Source organism: Sporosarcina sp. PTS2304, from assembly GCF_003351785.1.
Classification (GTDB): Bacteria; Bacillota; Bacilli; order Bacillales_A; family Planococcaceae; genus Sporosarcina.
The window spans coordinates 2,258,007-2,277,900 of the sequence record NZ_CP031230.1; the positions used below are offsets into that span (position 1 = coordinate 2,258,007).

Below are 19,894 nucleotides of genomic sequence, written 5' to 3' on the forward strand. Positions count from 1 at the left end.
TGTTCTATGAGCGCGGCGACACTTTCTATGAGCGCGGCGACACTCTCTATGAGCGCGGCAACACATTCTATGAGCGCAACGGCACTTTCTATGAGCGCGGCGACACTTTCTATGAGCGCGGCAACACTCTCTATGAACACTCCCTCAACCAACCTAGTACATAAAAAAAGCAGTAGCTCTCAAAAACGAGGGCTACTGCTTTCATTTATTTCATCACATGGCAGGCTTATCTGAGAACTGACTGTAATATAAATCAGCGTAGAAACCTTCTTGCTTCAGCAATTCTTCATGGGTACCTTGTTCGATCACTTCTCCTTGATCCATCACTAATATCAGATCGGCACCTTGAATTGTCGAAAGTCGATGGGCGATGACGAAGCTAGTTCTACCTTTCATCAGGCGATTCATCGCCTGTTGAATTAATAATTCTGTCCGTGTGTCTACGCTAGATGTCGCTTCATCTAAGATCATAATGGATGGATTCGCTAGAACAGCACGAGCAATTGTGATTAATTGTTTCTGACCTTGGGAGACATTCGATGCGTCTTCGTTTAATACAGTTTGATACCCTTCTGGAAGTGTGCGAATAAACTGATCGGCACGTGTCACTTGCGCTGCTTCAATGATTTGCTCCTCTGTGGCGTTCTTATTACCATAGGCTATATTATCTTTAATAGTTCCATTGAAAAGCCATGTATCTTGCAACACCATTCCAAATGTAGTCCGTAAATCTTCTCTAGACATCTCACGAGTATCCAATCCGTCAATCGTGATCTTGCCGCCATTTAGTTCATAAAAACGCATGAGTAAATTAATGATAGTCGTCTTACCTGCTCCTGTAGGCCCGACTATCGCAACGGTCTGACCTGGTTCTACGTGAACATTCATGTCTTTGATCAATAGATCTTCTCCATAACCAAAATCTACATGTTCAAACGCCACTTCACCTTTTGCATGCTTCAGACTTACCGTCGTCACTTCTTGCACTTCTTCTTCCTCATCCAATAACTCAAAGACACGTTCTGCGGCCGCAATAGTGGACTGGATAATGTTAGCGATATTTGCTGTTTGCGTAATTGGTTGTGTGAATTGCTTCATATACGTAATGAATGCTTGAATATCACCAATAGAAATCGCACGTTGTGTAACCAAAATTCCACCGATCACACAAATTAGAACATAACTCAAGTTTCCAATAAGCGTCATCATCGGCATAATAATACCCGAAATGAATTGTGCCCGACGACCTGCATCATACAACTGTTCATTGACATCTTCGAATTCCGCAATGGCTTTTTTCTCGTGACCAAAGACCTTTACTACTTGATGACCCGTATACATTTCTTCTATATGACCATTTAAATTTCCAAGTGTTCGCTGCTGTGCCGCAAAATATTTTTGGGATCTTTTTAAAAATGGTCTGATGACGAATATAGACAACGGTAACGTCACAAGTGCGATGATTGTTAACATAGGACTGATCCACAACATCATAATGAGAATACCGACAATCGTTACTACAGAAGTGATAAATTGTGTAATCGTTTGTTGTAATGTACTGCCGATCGTATCAATATCGTTCGTTACCCGGCTAAGCGTATCGCCTACAGGATGTCCGTCGTAATACTTTAGTGGTAATTTTTCTAATTTATTATTAATATCTTCCCGTAAATCGAAGACAGTCTTTTGCGAAACACTCGCCATAATATACTGTTGGATATAACTAAATATACTACTGATAACATACAAACCACCGAGCAACAATAATAACTTTGAAATCGTTCCAAAATCGATGGACGCATCTGGAATTCCATTGAACTTCCCATATGCCCCTTCAAATAACTCTGTAATCGCATTACCCATTATTTTAGGACCTAGCACCATGAACACTGTACTTAATACAGCAGCGAGAAAAACAGCTGCTAATTTCGCCCGATGAGGTTTCAAATAACCGAGCAGTCTGCGGAATGTCCCTTTAAAATCTTTAGCTTTCTGTCCCGCCATCATCATATTACCGCCTGGACCACCGGGACCCCCTGGACCGCCGCCGTGAGATGGACGTTGTTTTTGTTCACTCATGCGATATCCTCCTCTGAAAGCTGTGATTCAACAATTTCTTGATAGACGTCATTTGTCTCCAATAATTCTTCATGTGTTCCAATGCCTGCGATGGACCCGTGATCGAGAACAATGATTTGATCGGCGTCCATTACAGAACTTACACGTTGCGCGACAATAATGACAGTTGCATGTTGTGTTTCTTCACTTAATGCTTTTCGCAACTGAGCATCTGTTTTATAGTCTAGTGCAGAAAAACTATCATCGAACACATAAATATCCGGTTTACGTACAAGGGCACGAGCGATGGAAAGACGTTGTTTTTGTCCGCCAGATAAATTGGATCCACCTTGCGAAATAACAGAGTCATATCGTTCGTCCATCTTTTCAATAAAACTGCTGGCTTGCGCTACTTTTGCGGCATGTTCTATTTCATTTTGCGAAGCATCCTCTTTACCATAGCGAATATTTTCTGCAATTGTCCCAGAAAACAATAAAGCTTTTTGTGGCACAAAGCCCATTTTCGAACGTATTTCCTCTTGTGAAGATTGTTTGATATCTACACCGTTAATCCGAATCGTTCCGCTAGTAGCTTCATAAAAACGAGGAATCAAGTTAATTAATGTCGTCTTCCCCGAGCCTGTCCCGCCGATAATAGCGGTCACTTGTCCGGCTGTAGCTTTAAAACTAATAGTGGATAGCGCTTGTTCCTCTGCTCCCGGATAACTGAACGACACTTCTTCAAACTCCACTGTACCCGGTTCTTTATCTGCTTTTTGCGTTCCTTCATCTAAAAATGTCGGTTGCATTTCAAGCACTTCGTTGATTCGATTGGCAGAAACAGAGGCGCGAGGAATCATAATAAACATTACAGATGCCATCACGAGTGAGGACATAATAAGCATTACATACTGAATGTACGCCATGAGATCACCGATTTGCATCGCGCCATTGTCAATTCGAATACCACCGAACCAAATAATACCTACTACTGTCAGGTTCATAATTAACATCATGACCGGCATGAGGAACGCCATAATTCTGTTTACTTTAATCGAGACATCTTTTAAATCTTCATTGGCCTGGCGTAAACGTACTTGTTCTTCTTTCTCACGGTTAAACGCACGGACGACACGAATACCTGTTAAATTCTCACGTAATACTAAGTTCAAACGGTCAATGCGTTTTTGTACAGCTTGGAAGAGGGACATTCCTTTTTTAAACACAAACAGGATCAAGCCCACTAGCACCGGCATTGCCGCAACGATTACAAGTGATAATTTAACGTCTTTCGACAGCGCCATAATCAAACCACCGATGAACATAATAGGCGCGCTTACGACCATCCGTAAAATCATAATGACCACTTGCTGAATTTGAGTGATGTCATTCGTCGTTCTCGTAATAAGTGATGCCGTCCCTAGCTTATCGAAATCCTGTAATGAAAAACTTTCGACGTGAGTAAATACTTTTCTACGGATATCTCTCCCTAGTCCCATCGCTGCTTTAGATGAATAGTAACTCACCGCAACCGAAGCCAATGCACTAAGCAAGGAAACTCCGAGCATCAAACCGCCAATTTTCCATATGTAAGGAATATTACCGACCACGACACCGTTATCAATTATATCCGCCATTAATGTCGGCAAATACAGCTCTGACATAGATTGGAGGAATACGAGACCGAATATGATAGCAACGAGCCATTTATATACTGATAAGTTTTTTAGAATTTTTAACATATCAAGGATTCCTCAATTCTTTCTAAATTTTTTCATATGTGACGCCTTGTCATAAAAACTGTACTTTAATAGTAAGTGACAGATTTTTGCATGTCAAAGATTAAGTGACACTGTGTCACATTTTCTTTGACAGAACCTATTTCACGTTTTATCATTGCACTATACATGTCGAAATGTACTATAGGGAGTGGAGGATTCGCCATGCCGAAGCAAACATTTTATAATTTACCACTAAATAAACAACAAATTCTGCTCGACGCGGCAATGAAAGAATTTTCACGCGTTCCTTTACATGAAGCGGTGATCTCTAATATTATCAAATATGCTGAAATTTCACGCGGCAGTTTTTATCAATACTTTGAAAATCTAGAGGATGTATTTTTTTATATTTTGGATGAACATGTAAAGTTACATCACAAACGTTTTACTCTGCAACTGCAACAAAATAACGGAGATTTGTTGGAGACTTTCCTCAATATATTTCAATCGATGTTAGAAGACTTTCAGTCAGAGGAAAATCGCATATTTTTCCGTAATGCTTTTTTGAATATGTCTCATAAAATGGAACGAGCGTTTACAGACCATGTCCACATAGAAAACTTCATGTCCGAGCGCGCTGAGCTTTTTGCGTTAATTAATACGGAAAAAATGACGGGTACGAGTAAATGTGAACTCGCTCATGTGATGAAAATTATTCAAGCAGTTACTTTTCAAAACTTGATTCAAAGCTTCTCTTTACAATTATCCCCTGAAGAAGCATTAAAAAACTATCAAACGGAAATTATGATATTAAAAAGAGGAATCTACCGTGAAACGTGAAATAGCCTGTCTAAAAAGTTTTGATAAATAAGCAAAAAAATGCATGAAGGCTACAACACCTTCATGCATAATTGAACATTGTCAAATATCTACTGTCACTTCACAATAGTTACTGGACATTGCACATGCTTCATCACTTTATGACTTACACTGCCTAAAATCATTTCCTGAAACGCATTCAACCCACGACTGCCGATCACTAGCTTGTCGATTCCTTGTTCGTTCACGTATTTGATAATTTCTTGACTTGGATTTCCTTTCAACATGACAATTTCTGCGTCAACAGCTGCTTCTTTTGCCAATGCCATGATCGGATGCAGCTTCTGCTCTCGCTTTAGAGATAAACTTTCAAGACTTTGTGCCAATAACCGCTCATCTTTCGCTTTATCATAATCTTGAACATAGATGATTTCCAATTGTACTTTAGGTAAATATTCAGCCAGCATTATCGCATGTTTTGCTGCACGCCACGCATTTTCTGAACCATCAATCGCTACCGCAATCTTCATCTTGTTCACTCCTCACAATAACTTCTCATATAATTGTTCACTTGAAGTATTTAAGCCGCTAACCATAACATTGATTCCTTTGTCTTCAAGCTTTTGTTTCACTTTGAAGATTGCCCCAACAGCTGACTCATCCCATAATTGACTGTCTTCAAAGTCAATCACGATGTTTTTTTCAGTTACTTCTTCAAAAGACTGGATAAACTTTGTAGTAGAAGCAAAAAATAAAGGCCCTGTTATTTTATAAATGCCTTCTCTATTCGTAACGGTCACACGGGAAATCTTCGCAACGAAAAATAACGCACTTAAAATGACTCCAATCACTACGCCCACTGCTAAATTATGTGTATATAAAATAATTGCTACTGTAATAAGCATGACGATCGACTCGGATCGAGGAGCAGATCGCAAAAACTTGAATGATCCCCAATTAAATGTAGTCATAGCTACCATCACCATGACTCCTGCTAGGACAGGCATAGGTATCTTAACTACAACATCCCCTAATACGATAATAAGAAACATCAAAAATACACCGGCAGTCAACGTAGATAAACGTCCTCTGCCGCCTGATTTCATATTGATAACGGATTGTCCAATTAACGCACAACCTGCCATTCCGCCAAAAAATCCATTGATGAAGTTCGCAATTCCTTGACCACGGGCTTCACGGTTCTTATTGCTTGGGGTGTCCGTCATATCATCTAGAACTTGTGATGTCAGCAATGACTCCAGTAAACCGACTATCGCAAGAGCGACTGAATAAGGCAGTATAATTTTGAATGTCTCAAAATTCAATGGAATATCCGGTAAGAAAAATGATGGCAATGAATTCGGCATCGTTCCTAAATCACCGATCACTTGAAGCTTCACTCCACTGACTAAAGCAATCGTCGTCATCACTACAATCGCGATCAGCGGTGCAGGAATTGCAGTGAAAAATCGCGGAACGGCGTATACTAAAAGCAATGTAACTCCTGCGAATACATAAGTCATCATTCCGGTTCCTACTAAATACGGCAATTGCGTTATAAAAATCATAATACCGAGTGCATTCACAAAACCTAGCATGACTGAATTCGGAATGAAGCGCATTAAGTTCGCCACTTTACATCCACCTAAAATGAATTGAATAATGCCTGTTAAAATAGTAGCCGCAAGCACATATTGCAAGCCATGCTCTGCCATCAGACTGACAAGCACCAAAGCCATCGCACCAGTTGCAGCTGAAATAAGTCCCGGACGCCCCCCTACAAAAGAGGTAATTACCGCAATGGAAAATGAGGCATATAGCGCTACACGTGGATCTACGCCGACAATGAACGCAAACGCAAGTGCTTCTGGAATGAGCGCCAAACCAACGACAATCCCTGCCAATATATCTGCCCGCACATTGCCGAACCACTGTTGTTGCAAAGTTTGCATAACGTTCCCCTTTCATGATGTTCAATCATTAAACCTAATGTTAGAATGTTATTAGCTTATCATTTTATTTCCCAAAAGTGAATAGTTTTGGGACGAAGGAGGCATAGGAAATGAAATATGGATATATCCGCCCCATTGTGAAGGATTTGCAAGGCAAAAATCAATTGCTAGAAAGTAATGTAGCGTACGTATACAAAGAAATGCACGGGTTAGCTAAGAAAAGAACGGAATTAGAAACATTACTGATGACTGCGCAACCTGGTGATGAGTTGTTCTTTCAAAATATAGAAGTGTTAGCTGACTCTCTGCAACAATTTCTAGGCATTTTACGCTTAGCTAAACGTGATCAAATTATATTTCATTTTCTTGATGAAAAGTTATCAACTGAAACACTGCAAACATTGGTACTTATAGAACAAATAGAATTTTTCGCAGAGATACAATCTACTTTTTTAAGCCATTCATCTACTTTTTCTCTCCAAGCTGCAAAACAACAAGGAAAACTAATCGGCCGTCCACGTAAATCTGATGATAATTTACAACGTGCATTTTCTATGTACGACAGCAAAAATTATACACTTTACGAAATAAAAGAGGAAACCGGTATTAGTAAATCGACTTTGTATCGTTATTTGGATGAACGTGCTGCTGAAAAGCTAGAATAAGAGTGATTGGAGGTTCCTATGCAGGGAATGGTTTTAATAGATTGTGGGACAGCTGTTGTTTATTATCTTCACGCTTAACATTATTAGTGTTACTTCAATATACTAGAAAGCGGCATTTTTATTCATGCTCTTTCTACAAGAATCGACAATTTTGGCTGAAGACACTGACCATAAACACTTGAAACTTCAATCCACGCCCCCTATACAGGGAGCGACTTAGAGTACCTATAGAACCCGATAAGTCACCAATAATTTCAATCCACGCCCCCTATACAGGGAGCGACCAATTATCGCATCACAATTTCGGAGGTAATTTAATATTTCAATCCACGCCCCCTATACAGGGAGCGACCAGGATCATCTGGACGTTCTTCGTCACCGTCTCGATTTCAATCCACGCCCCCTATACAGGGAGCGACGGCTACGCTCGTATTAGAGGGTGGTTTATTGCCTATTTCAATCCACGCCCCCTATACAGGGAGCGACTGACAATCCAACTCAACGAATTACGAGACGAAGTATTTCAATCCACGCCCCCTATACAGGGAGCGACGAGTTAGAGATTTCGGAAATCCGTAGCAAATGGTTTATTTCAATCCACGCCCCCTATACAGGGAGCGACATTAAACGGACAGATCGCAAAACACGAACAGGCGATTTCAATCCACGCCCCCTATACAGGGAGCGACGCAAAGTACGAATGTTTGACGTGTCAGCACAAAATTTCAATCCACGCCCCCTATACAGGGAGCGACATCATCGGCGCCAAAAAAACAATTAGAAATGAGATTTCAATCCACGCCCCCTATACAGGGAGCGACATAAAGTCCTTCGTGAGTTAGAAAAATCAGATGATATTTCAATCCACGCCCCCTATACAGGGAGCGACGAAAAAATGACAAAACAACAAATCGCGGCACAGATTTCAATCCACGCCCCCTATACAGGGAGCGACAAAGGCATCTGACGGTGGATTATCAGCGGCAGATATTTCAATCCACGCCCCCTATACAGGGAGCGACATGAAGGAGGCAATTTAATATGAGCGGACTAATGATTTCAATCCACGCCCCCTATACAGGGAGCGACTGGGGCGCTGGGGAGATACTTATGACGCTTTGAACATTTCAATCCACGCCCCCTATACAGGGAGCGACGCTTATCCAACAAGTCGAGCGGGTGCAGGAGTTAGAATTTCAATCCACGCCCCCTATACAGGGAGCGACTCAAACGAATCGCTATGGGAAAGAATGTTTCGTGCATTTCAATCCACGCCCCCTATACAGGGAGCGACTCGTTACCGATCAGGAACTCGCTCGGCATATCAACATTTCAATCCACGCCCCCTATACAGGGAGCGACGTCAAAGAAGCTAATTGATAAATAATGTTACGGAATTTCAATCCACGCCCCCTATACAGGGAGCGACACGTTAGGAATTAAAAAAGAAACAAACAAACAAAATTTCAATCCACGCCCCCTATACAGGGAGCGACCATGAGTACCATTCAATGTTTTTATGCCCGACATTATTTCAATCCACGCCCCCTATACAGGGAGCGACAACCCATCGCCATACTCTTCCTCTTCATCCTCAAATTTCAATCCACGCCCCCTATACAGGGAGCGACAGAAGGAAGCCATCGCTGGAACGATGGCTTTAGAATTTCAATCCACGCCCCCTATACAGGGAGCGACCTTCCTTCACCTCCTCTCCACGAAGCTTTTCGTACTATTTCAATCCACGCCCCCTATACAGGGAGCGACACAACAGTAACTTCTTCGTTTCCAAGTTTGTTGTATTTCAATCCACGCCCCCTATACAGGGAGCGACTGCGTCACGCTGTACATCCTTGGGGTTACTTAAAAATTTCAATCCACGCCCCCTATACAGGGAGCGACGTACTCATTATACGGAATCAGATCATGTCTGCGTATTTCAATCCACGCCCCCTATACAGGGAGCGACTAAAGCACGTTTTGACCGTATCAAGTCCGATATTATTTCAATCCACGCCCCCTATACAGGGAGCGACTTTATGATTTTACCGAGCATTTAAAGCAAATTGACATTTCAATCCACGCCCCCTATACAGGGAGCGACCAAGCTTGTGTGCTCATGAACGCAAAATATGGAACATTTCAATCCACGCCCCCTATACAGGGAGCGACATTAAGTCGTCTACTGGAAAGAGGAGGGTGAAAATTTCAATCCACGCCCCCTATACAGGGAGCGACGCGCAAATCAAGCAAATGATTGAAATGGCGAAAATTTCAATCCACGCCCCCTATACAGGGAGCGACAAACCAAGCATTTAAGCAATGGCAAAAAGAAATGATTTCAATCCACGCCCCCTATACAGGGAGCGACAATAAATACGATACGATAACAATACGTATGTCGATTTCAATCCACGCCCCCTATACAGGGAGCGACCAAAGCTAATGCAGATATTAGTCTGGTAGGTGTAAATTTCAATCCACGCCCCCTATACAGGGAGCGACGATTACGACAGGCAGACAATTTGTAACTGCTGCAATTTCAATCCACGCCCCCTATACAGGGAGCGACCATTTGCTTGATTTGCGCGCCAATACCATCGGTATTTCAATCCACGCCCCCTATACAGGGAGCGACGGATTCGCCCATGCGTACATTGCACCCATGCGAGCATTTCAATCCACGCCCCCTATACAGGGAGCGACAAGTTACTTCCCACTTAGTTAGTATAATTGTTTTATTTCAATCCACGCCCCCTATACAGGGAGCGACACTTCCCATGACATCATTCGTAAAAGTTCAGGACATTTCAATCCACGCCCCCTATACAGGGAGCGACGAACGTTTAAAGAGTTTCCTTATCAGCTCCATAGCATTTCAATCCACGCCCCCTATACAGGGAGCGACTTTTATATTGATAAATTAATAGAGTTGGAGGGTATTTCAATCCACGCCCCCTATACAGGGAGCGACTTTTCGTCCACCTGATCCTCTAAGATGTCCGATAATATTTCAATCCACGCCCCCTATACAGGGAGCGACAGTCGAGGTCGTGAACGATCAAATCACCATTGATATTTCAATCCACGCCCCCTATACAGGGAGCGACTTAAATTGACCGCTGATTCCAATGGCGCGAAATTGATTTCAATCCACGCCCCCTATACAGGGAGCGACCATTAGATTTCCTTTTAATGCCGCTTTATGGTTTCATTTCAATCCACGCCCCCTATACAGGGAGCGACTGCATCCAACACCTGTTCTGCGGTCAAATCATCTATATTTCAATCCACGCCCCCTATACAGGGAGCGACTATGAAACTCCAAAACTTCTTTCTTGTCGTCTTTCTATTTCAATCCACGCCCCCTATACAGGGAGCGACATGTCATTTGAGTTAGCAGAGTTGATAATAAAAAAAATTTCAATCCACGCCCCCTATACAGGGAGCGACAACGTCACGCTAGAAGAAAGTCAGATGTCGATTGATATTTCAATCCACGCCCCCTATACAGGGAGCGACGTGAGTGCATTTCGCAGTTGTGTCCTTGTCTTTTGTAATTTCAATCCACGCCCCCTATACAGGGAGCGACGACAAGGAACAGAATCATTCCCGTATATTTTTGATATTTCAATCCACGCCCCCTATACAGGGAGCGACATCTGTAAATGGTGTAGATATATCAGATCAAATGATTTCAATCCACGCCCCCTATACAGGGAGCGACAAGTTTCAGCGGGGGCCACTAGAGGGTATCAGCAATTTCAATCCACGCCCCCTATACAGGGAGCGACATGCTATTTTGCGAGGTGATTTAAAAACTCGCTACATTTCAATCCACGCCCCCTATACAGGGAGCGACGATTCGGTTCTTTTTTATTGCCAAAAACCAAAATAATTTCAATCCACGCCCCCTATACAGGGAGCGACGACAACAACCGTCTAGCGCTCTAGTATTTGTGCGATTTCAATCCACGCCCCCTATACAGGGAGCGACAAAGGAGGTGAGAACACTGAATAAGTCAACGAAAGATTTCAATCCACGCCCCCTATACAGGGAGCGACACTGCGACCATAGCTATTTTTCCGTATTGCCTTTTATTTCAATCCACGCCCCCTATACAGGGAGCGACAATTCTGCTTATGACGAGATTAAAGACCGTAAAGATTTCAATCCACGCCCCCTATACAGGGAGCGACGTGAAGATGATTGTATGTTTAGAAGCATCGTAAACATATTTCAATCCACGCCCCCTATACAGGGAGCGACCTCCTCTTTTGGATATCATAACTAAAAGACCCATAATTTCAATCCACGCCCCCTATACAGGGAGCGACAAACGTATGAGGACAATCATTCGAACGGGTAGTCAAATTTCAATCCACGCCCCCTATACAGGGAGCGACTCAATCCACTGGACATGGATTCAAAACCTTTTCTATTTCAATCCACGCCCCCTATACAGGGAGCGACAAACGAATGACCTGTATAAAGCCTTAGAAACTTATATTTCAATCCACGCCCCCTATACAGGGAGCGACCGGTTAGCCGGATGCAACACAAACGTCACGCTAATTTCAATCCACGCCCCCTATACAGGGAGCGACACCCAACCATTCAGACGAGCGTATTTTAGTTTTCGGATTTCAATCCACGCCCCCTATACAGGGAGCGACGACAACAAAGCTATTCATTCGTTGGTTAGCTGTTATTTCAATCCACGCCCCCTATACAGGGAGCGACGCGGTTATCAGTGGGAGATTGATCGTAAGACAGGATTTCAATCCACGCCCCCTATACAGGGAGCGACTTTACAAGAGTAAAGAATGGTTTGCTGTACGTGAATTTCAATCCACGCCCCCTATACAGGGAGCGACTTAAAAAGCACGTGGGAGCGTCTGGGTGGGTAGGAATTTCAATCCACGCCCCCTATACAGGGAGCGACAAAGAAATTTAGATTGAACGAATTAGGCAATGCTATTTCAATCCACGCCCCCTATACAGGGAGCGACTATTGAGTTTGCTAGTGCGAAATTTGAAGTTGGCATTTCAATCCACGCCCCCTATACAGGGAGCGACGATACTACTGACTTTCCGAAAATTATTAAACGTTACCATTTCAATCCACGCCCCCTATACAGGGAGCGACAAATTCTGCTTATGACGAGATTAAAGACCGTAAAGATTTCAATCCACGCCCCCTATACAGGGAGCGACAAAGACCCAGTCAGGATGATAACGTTGATCGACATTTCAATCCACGCCCCCTATACAGGGAGCGACCTTTTGCGATGAATTGCTGTATGACTTTACCTTGCATTTCAATCCACGCCCCCTATACAGGGAGCGACGTAAACCTATTAATTGTGATTGTGACGCACAACTAATTTCAATCCACGCCCCCTATACAGGGAGCGACCTGAAGTATTTAAAGGTGTTGTCTGCTATGTACTTTATTTCAATCCACGCCCCCTATACAGGGAGCGACCATATAGCGATATGATGATATAATGGTATTAATAATTTCAATCCACGCCCCCTATACAGGGAGCGACTTAATAGCATTTTTGGCAAAGCCTACGAATGGGAAAATTTCAATCCACGCCCCCTATACAGGGAGCGACCTGAAGCGGAAACGCTTGAAGTTGACATATATTTGATTTCAATCCACGCCCCCTATACAGGGAGCGACCCTGGCATTTTTAACTGGATTTTAGAAGGTTGTTTATTTCAATCCACGCCCCCTATACAGGGAGCGACGCAATGAAATTTGAAGTTAAAGACGACAACGACGAATTTCAATCCACGCCCCCTATACAGGGAGCGACTGAAAACATTAACGATAATTATAGATTCAAGGGAATTTCAATCCACGCCCCCTATACAGGGAGCGACTAACGCTAGATTCGTTTCAGCGGTCGAATCAGAAATTTCAATCCACGCCCCCTATACAGGGAGCGACTGGCGCAACTTTCTTACTGTTACCCAAAAGGAGAATTTCAATCCACGCCCCCTATACAGGGAGCGACCGTTACAAGTGATTCGGCATTATAAAACAAAGTCAATTTCAATCCACGCCCCCTATACAGGGAGCGACCGCTTCTTCGATTTGATCCCAGGTAAAGCATAATATTTCAATCCACGCCCCCTATACAGGGAGCGACTTTTTAGTCATTCGTCCACACCTTCAAACTCGATATTTCAATCCACGCCCCCTATACAGGGAGCGACGGAGTGATGGCAAGACCATGGGATGACGTACTAAATTTCAATCCACGCCCCCTATACAGGGAGCGACTTTATCATGGAAATATTTTCTGATTATACTATTTTTATTTCAATCCACGCCCCCTATACAGGGAGCGACTAACACCGATCAGCTCATGAAGTTTTACAAGAGTATTTCAATCCACGCCCCCTATACAGGGAGCGACACAAGGGTGATGTAGATGATAAGCAGTAAGCGTATATTTCAATCCACGCCCCCTATACAGGGAGCGACAACTTCAAGCGTTTCCGCTTCAGGTAATAAATCAATTTCAATCCACGCCCCCTATACAGGGAGCGACCTACGCAACTGTCGTTCAAATTTTTGCGCTTCATTGATTTCAATCCACGCCCCCTATACAGGGAGCGACTCATTTGAGTTAGCAGAGTTGATAATAAAAAAAATTTCAATCCACGCCCCCTATACAGGGAGCGACTAAGTTTGCTCAAGGCGACATGTTAGATTTAGATATTTCAATCCACGCCCCCTATACAGGGAGCGACGATGAAATCGACCAAATGATTCGTGCGTGTCCTATTTCAATCCACGCCCCCTATACAGGGAGCGACCACGCAGGCGGCATAGATGTGATTGATTTTGCGGATTTCAATCCACGCCCCCTATACAGGGAGCGACGATGGATTTATTTACGGTCGAGGTTATCACGATTATATTTCAATCCACGCCCCCTATACAGGGAGCGACGATGGATAGATATTTATGAAGACTATCGCCAATATATTTCAATCCACGCCCCCTATACAGGGAGCGACAGCAAGATATAGACGAATATATATATCGAAATCTATATCTTGTGCTTCTTACACTTTAACATAACTGTTAAAAAATATTATCTTTATTTCAGCGTAAATTTACATTAAATTATGCGCGAACCTCCCTAGGTTTTCATGTTCACTTAAGGTTCGCACATTAAAAAATTAAGGGATCTTCTACTTTAAGCGAAGGCTTTGCTCCTACATGCCTAACTTTTGTATCATGATTATTTCCAAGACGGTAATAACGCAGACTATCGACCTTAGGATCCATAATCTCTTCCAACTCAATTTCTAATTGTTTTAATTGAGTGCTATCCACAATACATTCAAACACTGAATTTTGAACACGCACGCCATACTCTTCACACTTCTTAGCAATTCTGCGTAAACGTTTTTTACCGCCATCTGTAAGAGTCTGTACATCATAAGTGACTAACACAAGCACTACATAACACCTACCTTATTAAAATAGGAGGATATGCTTCAAGATCACCGCGTAAGTGACGAGCTAGTAATAATGCTTGTATATGCGGAATCAATCCCCAAGATACTTTTTCCTTTAAAAATGGATGAGTGATTGTTTGTTGTTTTTCCTTTTGCCAAAGTTGCAAAAAGTTTCTTCGGGCTTCATCAGTTAAAATTACTGCCCCGCTTTCTTTGAAGCTAAAATCAGCACTTTGAAATTGTTGTCGATTAATTACTTTTAAAACAAAACGATCCGCAATTAATGGCCGCAACTCTTCCATCAAATCTAACGCTAGTGAATTTCTCCCCGGCCTATCACGATGTAAGAACCCTACATAGGAATCCAATCCAACACCTTCAAGAGCCGCAGCTGTTTCTGCTGCCAGTAACGAATAGGCAAAAGACAGCAATGCGTTGACCGGATCGAGTGGTGGTCGCCGATTACGTCCTCTGAAAAAGAAGACTTCTTTTTGTTGTAGGATCGATTCTTCGAAAACGCTATAGTAAGCACTTGCCGCATTACCTTCTATTCCACGAAGCGCTTCTAAATCATTACATTCACTTACTGCCTTTCTAGACTCTTGTAATCTCTCAATCACTTTTGTCATACTCTCAACATCCACTCGTAACGCATGATCTCGTATCGTCCGCTTCAGTAATTGTTCACTATTAAATATTTTTCCGATCATCATATGACCCGCAATACGCGCGCACTTTTCTTCATCATCTGCTAGCCGATACTGCGTTCTGCGAAGTGTTACATTTCCATTTAACTCACCTGTGACTCGTCCGCGAAACCGTCCACTGCTAGAAAAGAATGTTAAACTAATATTTTGATCCATACACTCTTTCATCAAAGCTGGACTTGCACCTTGATGACCAAACGTACAAACCGCCTCTATATTATGCAGAGGAATGCGCGCTAATGATTCATTCTCTTTCAGTAGGTTTAAGTTTTTACCTTTTAACGCAAGATAAACTTCCGGATCTGACACATATACGGTATTCAATAATTGTTTCATTCCGCCAACATCCTATTCATATAAGTCGATACTTTTTCGCGTTCCAGTAGTTCGGGAAGACAGCGATGACGAAGCGAACATTGCAAACAATGCTTTCCTGTTTTTACACGTGGTGTATGTCGTCTCTTGTAGTACTGATGCATTTCCTTTGTTAAATCCTTTACGCGTATCTTTATTTCTTCAGTGATCATCACAGGCACCCTATGTTTGATTTCATGATAATAGAGTGCCGCTTCATCAATCCGAGTACCAAGCATTTCCTCTAAACAAATCGTTTGTGCGGTCAATTGAAGAATATCTGCTTCGTGACTTTTAGGCTTTCCGCGCTTATATTCAATAGGCTTCGCGCGGTATAAATCTTTTTCTTTATCGAGCGGAACTCCATCGTCGTCTTGAATAAACTCCACCATATCGCATATACCACTAATCCCTAAATACTGCGAATGAACCGGCAACGCTCGAACATACAATGTATCTCCACGTTTTTCTCTAGTGTATGGATTATCTACTTTTTCATGAAGATAATTCCCTTCGATCGTCAGTACGTTTTCTTCCCACTCCTGCTCAATATGAATGAGAGCCCACTGTCGCCTACAAAAGGCAAAATGTTGAATACCCGACAGCATTAAATAATCTTCTTCGTTATAGCCCAGCATATTCTTCTACAGAAAGCCCTTCTAGCGGTGTTGCCGTAATTTGATAGTTTTCTATAGATGGTTTCGTCGCATCATTCGTTTTTTCCACTTTAACTGCACGATGAACAGCTGCAGATGAATATTGCCCTAGTTTCGAATTATGCTCCCACCAAAAAACTTTATTTACTTCCATACTTCCATCAGGTCTTGCTGATGATGCGTCATTCGCAAATAATGTCTTTAATGCTTCCTTTAGACTTTCAGCGTCCTCATTAGTAAAGCCTGTACGCTCTGCAAGTTGCGGATTAACACTACCGTAAAATACATAAACACCAAAATCCACTCGATGCTTCATGCCCATTGTGTCAGATGTCTTTTGACCCGGATCTTTTTCGTTAGTCGTCGAGTTTACACTTTTCGTAATTTGCATACTCGTTACGTCGACGGGTTCAATACTCGTCGCTGTGTGTATAGATACAGGTCCGCGAATACCGATAGACATTTTTGCGCCTTTAAATGCAAACACTTGCCCAAACGCACGCACGTCATACCAATTTTCCGTTGCCAGCATTTCAGCAGTTTTTTCATCTGCCCCTGTTGCTTTTGACTTCCCCAAAAGTTTTTTTAATTCCTCCACTGATTCCACACGATCTTTTATACTTCGATACTCATCTGATCGCCTTTCATCGGATTGCACCAAAATTCGTTGTCCTTCATCTTGAAGTCGATTTCTCAACTTACGTTTGATCGCTACATCGGACACTTCCCCATACCCTAAAAAATCTTGTCGCGGACGATTCCCGTTAAGTGGATCACCGTTTGGATTCGCTTTATCTACTGTAAATACTACTGCAAAGTCTATTTTATTCTGTAATGCTGACATGTTCTTTTTCCCCCTTTTTCGTATACATCTCTTGAATTTGACTGCTATATCCGAGTAAAAACACTGGACCTAATGGTGCATCTGTCATTTGCTCCACTGTCAATCGATCTTCAATTTTTTGCATAAGCATCGCATAAAAACCTGCATTACCTCCGGGCCGTTGGAAATATGGTGATAATTGCTTTCGAATGACCATCCATGTACGAGCCGGATGTTGCGAATACGCGTTGAAATAACGCGTGGCATTTGTCGCTCTATTTTCACCACGTTCTTTTAAGACACTTCTTTCCATCACTTCAGCAATCCCTAACAGGCGTCCAAATAAATAGTCACGCGAATTATTTTCTTCTTGAATAGCCACAATGTATCCCTCACTTTCGTATTGTTTAGTAATGAGCGCACAGGCAATCTGCAAAGTTGTCTCCCATGACTCCATTGTGTTTGTAAAGCTAAATGGATTTTTTACTCGATTAAAAATCAGCGACACAATGTCTTTCGGTAATGGCTTCCCCTCCACGATGCAAGGCAGCATGCGTGTGTAAAAATCTTTTTTAATCCTACTGTCCGCTTTGCTTCCATAGACCGCTTCTGCCAATCGATAAGTAGATGGTGTGCCGATGAATGTTTTTATCTTGTTTGTAGTTGGATCTTTATAGGTTTGTAGCCATTTGCATGTATTATGCCAGCGTTGGATGGCGTCAAAAAATAAATCCACACGTAGCTCTTGGTAGTAGACAATGGCTAGACGTCCTTTAGTAGCTGCATCAAGTGCCATGACAATCACGTTTTCAAGATGTTCTTCGCTTAGCGTGTGACGCATCCCCTGAATTGCTTTGTTCAATTCTGCCGCCACTAATTCTTCTGTGTCCGCAAGGTTTCTACCTTGTTCTTCGATATCATTGGAGAAAATATCTTCAAAGCCTTCACCACAAAGTTCTTTAGTTCCATCGAATTGACTTGGGATATCCGTTTGCTCTTTCCCAAACGTTATAAAATAGCGTGAGTCCACATATGTACTTTGCCGCTGGATCAGCCATCTTAATGCGTGATGCGCTTTTTGAGATGTTTCGTAACTGATTTGCACCGCTTCGGTCGGTTTGGCAAAGCGACCACGATAGGTAAAACCATCCTTATCATTTCCAGAGATCAATTTGGACATATCGCCCGCATTGCGGATTCTTGAACCGTGCTGTGTTGTTAAGTTCGTTCGCTTACCTGTGACGTAACATAGACCATTTTCCATCTCATTTGTTTTGTTTAAGAAATCGATAAAGTGATAAAACAGGTCTTTATCTTCCCAAATTACCGAGTCACTAGCTTTTTCATGCAGGACATCGAACCGGATAAATGCTGCCGAGGCTTCTGATGGTGCCACCTTATAAATCTCTGGCTTATCTCCTTCGACATTTGCAGGCCATTTATCCAATATCTTCCCATTACTATCAAGATGCAGGATCTTTGCATCCACTAGATCTTTAATGACATGGCCTTTAGATATATATTGATATACAGTATGAATCTTACTAGATACCCCTTCGGACTCAGACCATTCTTTCATTTGCTTTTTATAATTCTCATAGTGTTCGGCATATTTCGGATTTCCTCCATACTGAACGTAATCACCAGCAACATAGGCTAATTTATCATGTATAAAATGAGGCGCGCTTGTGTTCGCCCGATTTGCAGAATTAGGTGTAGCCGGAACTATCGTGCGAGCATTTTCCTTATCAATCACCTTCGCACTATGAAATTCACCATCTGCTGTCAACAGCACCTCTATTTGAGCGCTTTGCATAACATGCGACACTGGCAATAGCGTGATTCTCTGCTTCCTCCGCTCCTCAAACTCCCCTACTAGACAATCATTGTGATCATACACTTCAGCTAGCTTTTTCATCCAACTCATCTGTCCACCTCCTCAAAGATTATTTCGTATTCTTCTTCTACCGAAGTAAAGTTCACGCTTTTCTCAAATGATTTCATCGGCTCCTCGTGGATCGTACGAATAACTTCACAGTCTTCTGGACGTTGGAACTTTATAATGCCATCTTTCATTACTGGAACACTTAAGCGCGCTTGAAACGATTTACCATCACCTTCATCTGGATAAGTAAATCCGTGGAACATTTGCCCAAAACTGATTTCTCCGTATTTGTCATAAAAACCTACACCCTCACCGAACGTACATGCTTCGACGTATCCTTGACATTCTCTTGTGCCCAAATAAATATCTCGCCTACCTCCTCGCTCAACAGAACGCTTGGCAATATTATGATGTTTATGTTCGTTACGATCGTACGCTAAATCTGGTCTATTTTCGTTAAACTCGAAATGAGCACGTACTTGATACATCGGATTACGCAAGTAGGTGTAATACATTAAATCATTCGCATCACTCTGATACTTAATCGGTCGAACCGCTTTTACTTCGGTCTGGATTGGGTTCATCACTCGTACTTCGTCGATATACCACGTAATCGTAGGTTTCCAATAAATTGACTCTGTAATGCCCTTTAACGCTTGATAAGTCGGGACTTGATAAGTAAACTTTTCTCCACCAATACGAGTGACTGGATCGGTAAAAAGTCCATATTTCGCGTGTACTACAAATTCGATTTGGTTTCTCATG

The 19,894-nt window shown here is 42.4% G+C and carries 13 protein-coding genes and 1 CRISPR repeat array; of the genes, 3 read left to right on the top strand and 10 right to left on the bottom strand.

Annotated elements, in window-relative coordinates; all coding sequences use genetic code 11:
• Positions 1–6 precede the first annotated feature (6 nt).
• Entirely contained in the window at positions 7–234 is a 228-nt protein-coding gene (locus DV702_RS16855; protein ID WP_162805785.1) for a hypothetical protein, read from the top strand.
• Here DV702_RS16855 and DV702_RS10805 read toward each other — a convergent pair.
• Together DV702_RS10805 and DV702_RS10810 are read right to left on the bottom strand one after the other, a co-directional pair.
• Positions 214–2,079, bottom strand: a complete 1,866-nt coding sequence (locus DV702_RS10805; protein WP_114924764.1) for an ABC transporter ATP-binding protein — start codon at positions 2,077–2,079, stop codon at positions 214–216. The genes DV702_RS16855 and DV702_RS10805 overlap by 21 nt on opposite strands.
• Complete coding sequence (locus DV702_RS10810) at positions 2,076–3,800, bottom strand: ABC transporter ATP-binding protein (RefSeq protein WP_114924765.1); 1,725 nt, start codon at positions 3,798–3,800, stop codon at positions 2,076–2,078. Before DV702_RS10810 ends, DV702_RS10805 begins: the two co-directional genes overlap by 4 nt.
• 201 nt (positions 3,801–4,001) lie before the next feature.
• Between DV702_RS10810 and DV702_RS10815 the strand changes: the two genes are divergently transcribed.
• Positions 4,002–4,619, top strand: a complete 618-nt coding sequence (locus tag DV702_RS10815) for a TetR/AcrR family transcriptional regulator (RefSeq protein ID WP_114924766.1) — start codon at positions 4,002–4,004, stop codon at positions 4,617–4,619.
• A gap of 95 nt (positions 4,620–4,714) precedes the next feature.
• On the opposite strand, the gene DV702_RS10820 is transcribed toward DV702_RS10815, so the two are convergent.
• Together DV702_RS10820 and DV702_RS10825 are read right to left on the bottom strand one after the other, a co-directional pair.
• Entirely contained in the window at positions 4,715–5,128 is a 414-nt protein-coding gene (locus DV702_RS10820) for a universal stress protein (protein ID WP_114924767.1), read from the bottom strand.
• A gap of 12 nt (positions 5,129–5,140) precedes the next feature.
• A complete protein-coding gene (locus DV702_RS10825; RefSeq protein WP_114924768.1) occupies positions 5,141–6,550 on the bottom strand; it encodes a SulP family inorganic anion transporter in 1,410 nt (469 codons plus the stop codon).
• 110 nt (positions 6,551–6,660) lie between these two features.
• Here DV702_RS10825 and DV702_RS10830 point away from each other — a divergent pair, with 110 nt between their 5' ends.
• The gene (locus tag DV702_RS10830) at positions 6,661–7,215 is read left to right on the top strand and encodes a recombinase family protein (protein ID WP_114924769.1); all 555 of its coding nucleotides are present in this window, start codon (positions 6,661–6,663) and stop codon (positions 7,213–7,215) included.
• Positions 7,216–7,398: 183 nt separating this feature from the next.
• Positions 7,399–14,257: direct repeats of the CRISPR family, unit length 33 nt; unit sequence ATTTCAATCCACGCCCCCTATACAGGGAGCGAC.
• Between the two features lie 157 nt (positions 14,258–14,414).
• On the opposite strand, the gene cas2 is transcribed toward DV702_RS10830, so the two are convergent.
• Genes cas2 through cas5c form a run of 6 tightly spaced genes read right to left on the bottom strand, consistent with a single transcriptional unit; the run spans position 14,415 to position 19,893 of the window.
• A complete protein-coding gene (gene cas2 / locus DV702_RS10835) occupies positions 14,415–14,705 on the bottom strand; it encodes a CRISPR-associated endonuclease Cas2 (RefSeq protein WP_114924770.1) in 291 nt (96 codons plus the stop codon).
• Positions 14,706–14,715: 10 nt separating this feature from the next.
• Positions 14,716–15,747 (bottom strand): type I-C CRISPR-associated endonuclease Cas1c, encoded by a 1,032-nt coding sequence (cas1c, locus tag DV702_RS10840; protein ID WP_114924771.1) that lies wholly within the window; start codon positions 15,745–15,747, stop codon positions 14,716–14,718.
• A complete protein-coding gene (cas4, locus tag DV702_RS10845; RefSeq protein ID WP_114924772.1) occupies positions 15,744–16,403 on the bottom strand; it encodes a CRISPR-associated protein Cas4 in 660 nt (219 codons plus the stop codon). Before cas4 ends, cas1c begins: the two co-directional genes overlap by 4 nt.
• On the bottom strand, positions 16,390–17,265 hold the full coding sequence (cas7c, locus tag DV702_RS10850) for a type I-C CRISPR-associated protein Cas7/Csd2 (protein ID WP_114924773.1): 876 nt from the start codon (positions 17,263–17,265) through the stop codon (positions 16,390–16,392). The genes cas4 and cas7c overlap by 14 nt, the downstream gene beginning before the upstream one ends.
• Entirely contained in the window at positions 17,246–19,171 is a 1,926-nt protein-coding gene (gene cas8c, locus DV702_RS10855; protein WP_114924774.1) for a type I-C CRISPR-associated protein Cas8c/Csd1, read from the bottom strand. Before cas8c ends, cas7c begins: the two co-directional genes overlap by 20 nt.
• Positions 19,168–19,893, bottom strand: coding sequence for a type I-C CRISPR-associated protein Cas5c (gene cas5c / locus DV702_RS10860; protein ID WP_114924775.1), 726 nt, complete (start codon positions 19,891–19,893; stop codon positions 19,168–19,170). The genes cas8c and cas5c overlap by 4 nt, the downstream gene beginning before the upstream one ends.
• Between the last annotated feature and the right edge of the window lies 1 nt (position 19,894).

Coding starts and splice junctions, on each gene's coding strand:
- DV702_RS16855 (WP_162805785.1), top strand. CDS start 7: ATGAGCGCGGCGACACTTTCTATGAGCGCGGCGACACTCTCTATGAGC.
- DV702_RS10805 (WP_114924764.1), bottom strand. CDS start 2,079: ATGAGTGAACAAAAACAACGTCCATCTCACGGCGGCGGTCCAGGGGGT.
- DV702_RS10810 (WP_114924765.1), bottom strand. CDS start 3,800: ATGTTAAAAATTCTAAAAAACTTATCAGTATATAAATGGCTCGTTGCT.
- DV702_RS10815 (WP_114924766.1), top strand. CDS start 4,002: ATGCCGAAGCAAACATTTTATAATTTACCACTAAATAAACAACAAATT.
- DV702_RS10820 (WP_114924767.1), bottom strand. CDS start 5,128: ATGAAGATTGCGGTAGCGATTGATGGTTCAGAAAATGCGTGGCGTGCA.
- DV702_RS10825 (WP_114924768.1), bottom strand. CDS start 6,550: ATGCAAACTTTGCAACAACAGTGGTTCGGCAATGTGCGGGCAGATATA.
- DV702_RS10830 (WP_114924769.1), top strand. CDS start 6,661: ATGAAATATGGATATATCCGCCCCATTGTGAAGGATTTGCAAGGCAAA.
- cas1c (WP_114924771.1), bottom strand. CDS start 15,747: ATGAAACAATTATTGAATACCGTATATGTGTCAGATCCGGAAGTTTAT.
- cas4 (WP_114924772.1), bottom strand. CDS start 16,403: ATGCTGGGCTATAACGAAGAAGATTATTTAATGCTGTCGGGTATTCAA.
- cas7c (WP_114924773.1), bottom strand. CDS start 17,265: ATGTCAGCATTACAGAATAAAATAGACTTTGCAGTAGTATTTACAGTA.
- cas8c (WP_114924774.1), bottom strand. CDS start 19,171: ATGAGTTGGATGAAAAAGCTAGCTGAAGTGTATGATCACAATGATTGT.
- cas5c (WP_114924775.1), bottom strand. CDS start 19,893: ATGAGAAACCAAATCGAATTTGTAGTACACGCGAAATATGGACTTTTT.